Source organism: Streptomyces sp. NPDC007095, assembly GCF_040634475.1.
Taxonomy (GTDB): domain Bacteria; phylum Actinomycetota; class Actinomycetes; order Streptomycetales; family Streptomycetaceae; genus Streptomyces.
In genome coordinates this window covers 2,474-4,471 of record NZ_JBEYFS010000432.1, presented here as the reverse complement: position 1 = coordinate 4,471, position 1,998 = coordinate 2,474, and the positions used below count along the sequence as shown (strand labels likewise).

The 1,998-nt window shown below is 74.8% G+C and carries 2 protein-coding genes; one reads left to right on the top strand and one right to left on the bottom strand.

What is annotated here, in order from left to right:
* Positions 1-1,282 (bottom strand): aminotransferase class V-fold PLP-dependent enzyme (locus ABZ656_RS56685; protein ID WP_360280381.1); only part of this gene is annotated, 1,282 nt, incomplete at its 3' end.
* A gap of 334 nt (positions 1,283-1,616) precedes the next feature.
* Here ABZ656_RS56685 and ABZ656_RS56680 point away from each other — a divergent pair.
* The coding region (locus tag ABZ656_RS56680; RefSeq protein ID WP_360280378.1) for a hypothetical protein at positions 1,617-1,998 on the top strand (382 nt) is incomplete at its 3' end.

The window sequence follows — 1,998 nt, the reverse complement described above, 5'->3', positions numbered from 1 at the left end:
GGGGCGGGGCCGCGCGGGGGGGGCGCCCCCCGGCGGGGGCGGGGGGGGGGGCGCGCGGGGGGGGGGGGGGGGGTGGGGGGGGGGCGGGGCGGGGGCGTTGCGCACCGGCGGTCTCCTCGCGGACGACTTCCCGCAGGGCCCGGCCGAAGCGGGCGATGTCCTGGGGGGTGGTGTCGGGACCGAGGGACGCGCGCAGGGCGGTGGCGGCGCCGGAGCGGGGCAGGTGGAGCGGGGTTTCCTGCGCGACCGTCTTCCACAGGACGACACCGCGGGCCGCCAGCCGGCGGCGGACGAGCGCGGCGGGCAGGTCGCGGTGGCGGAAGGCGAGGATGGCGGACTGGATCCGGCCGGGGGCGATCAGTTCGGTGCCGGGGCACCCCTCGACGGCGGCACGCAGGGCGGGCAGGAGCCCCTGCCCGGCCAGGCCGGCGGTGGTGGCGGTGGTGGCCGTGTGGTGGGCCAGGGCGGCGTTCAGGCCCGCGACGGCCGCGTTCCGCGGCAGGGGGCGGTGGGCGGAGGCGTCCTCGAACGCGGCACGCAGCCGGGGCGCCAGGAAGGCGAACCCGACGTCGTACGGGCCGCGCAGGAACCGCCAGCCGTCCCCCGTCAGCAGCTGGCAGCCGATGCGGCCGGCATCCACGGGGAGCTGACCGACGGCGTAGGAGGCGTCGACGGCGTACACGCACCGGTACGGGGCGAGGATCTGCCCGATCTCCTCGACCGGGTTGACGATTCCGCAGCCGGAGGGGACGTGGACGACCGAGACGAGGGCGACGTCGTCGTCGATGTGCCGGGCCATCCACTCCAGGTCCAGGTCTCCGTCCTCGCGCAGCGGGACGACCTCCACCGTGCAACGGGTGCGGTCGCGCAGGGCGTAGAGGGCGGTCAGGCGGGCGGCGCTCTCGTAGGGGGTCGTCCAGACGCGCTCGCCGCGGCCGGGGGCGAGGCGGGAGACCAGATCGCCGAAGGCGCCGGCGGCGTCCGTGACGACGGCGGTGTCGGCGGCCGGGACGCCGAGCAGAGCGCCGAGGCGCTCGTGGACCTCGGTGCGCAGGACGTCCTCGAGGTCCTCCTCGACCTCGTGCGGGCCGTAGCGGTCCTCGCGGCTCGCGCAGTCGGCGACGAGTGCGCGGACAGCGGCGGGCACAGGGCCCCAGCCCGCCGTGTCCAGGTGAACCGTCCGGCCCTCCTGGTCCGCGGGCTCCGTGCGGTCTGTGCCGTACGCGTGGTCCGTGCCGTACGCGTGGTCCCTGTGGTCCGTGGATGACGGCGTCGCGTTCATTTCCGGGGCCTCCCCCCACTGTCGCCAAATATTGCCAACTCGCTTGGCAATACCTTGCCTAGCGTGAGGCCGTGATGGCAACGGGGGCTCCGGCGGCGCTCTAGCGGAGGGGCCTCGAAAGCGCTGTTCAACCCCCTCGGGCTCGGCTCCGCACGACCCCCGGAGCGGGGTGTTTGACAAACTTTGCCAGGCATCTGCGCAGGCGGTACGGCGTCTCTCGCCAGTCTCCAGCCCGTCTCCAGCGAATACCGAGCGGACCCCGAGGAGGCGTTGCCAAGCTTCTTGGCAAGAAGTTACCAACGCAGATTCGCTTCATTGCCACAGAGGAGCTGTCATGAAGAACCTCGTCGCCCGCCTCGCCGTCACCGCCGCCACCGCCGCCGTCGCATCCGCCGTGCTCACCGCCGGCGGCATCAGCACCGCCGCGGACGGCATCGGCTGGCCCAAGGCGGCGAGCACCACGACCGCCTCCTCCTCCATCGGCTGGCCGAGGACGGCCGGCACCGTCTCCGCCGCCTCCGCGAACGGCGGCATCGGCTGGCCGAAGGTCACCACCGCCGCGGCCACCGACGGCATCGGCTGGCCCAAGGCCACCACCGCCTCCGCCACCGACGACATCGGCTGGCCCAAGGCCACCACCGCCTCCGCCACCGACGACATCGGCTGGCCCAAGGCCACCACCGCCTCCGCCACCGACGACATCGGCTGGCCGTACG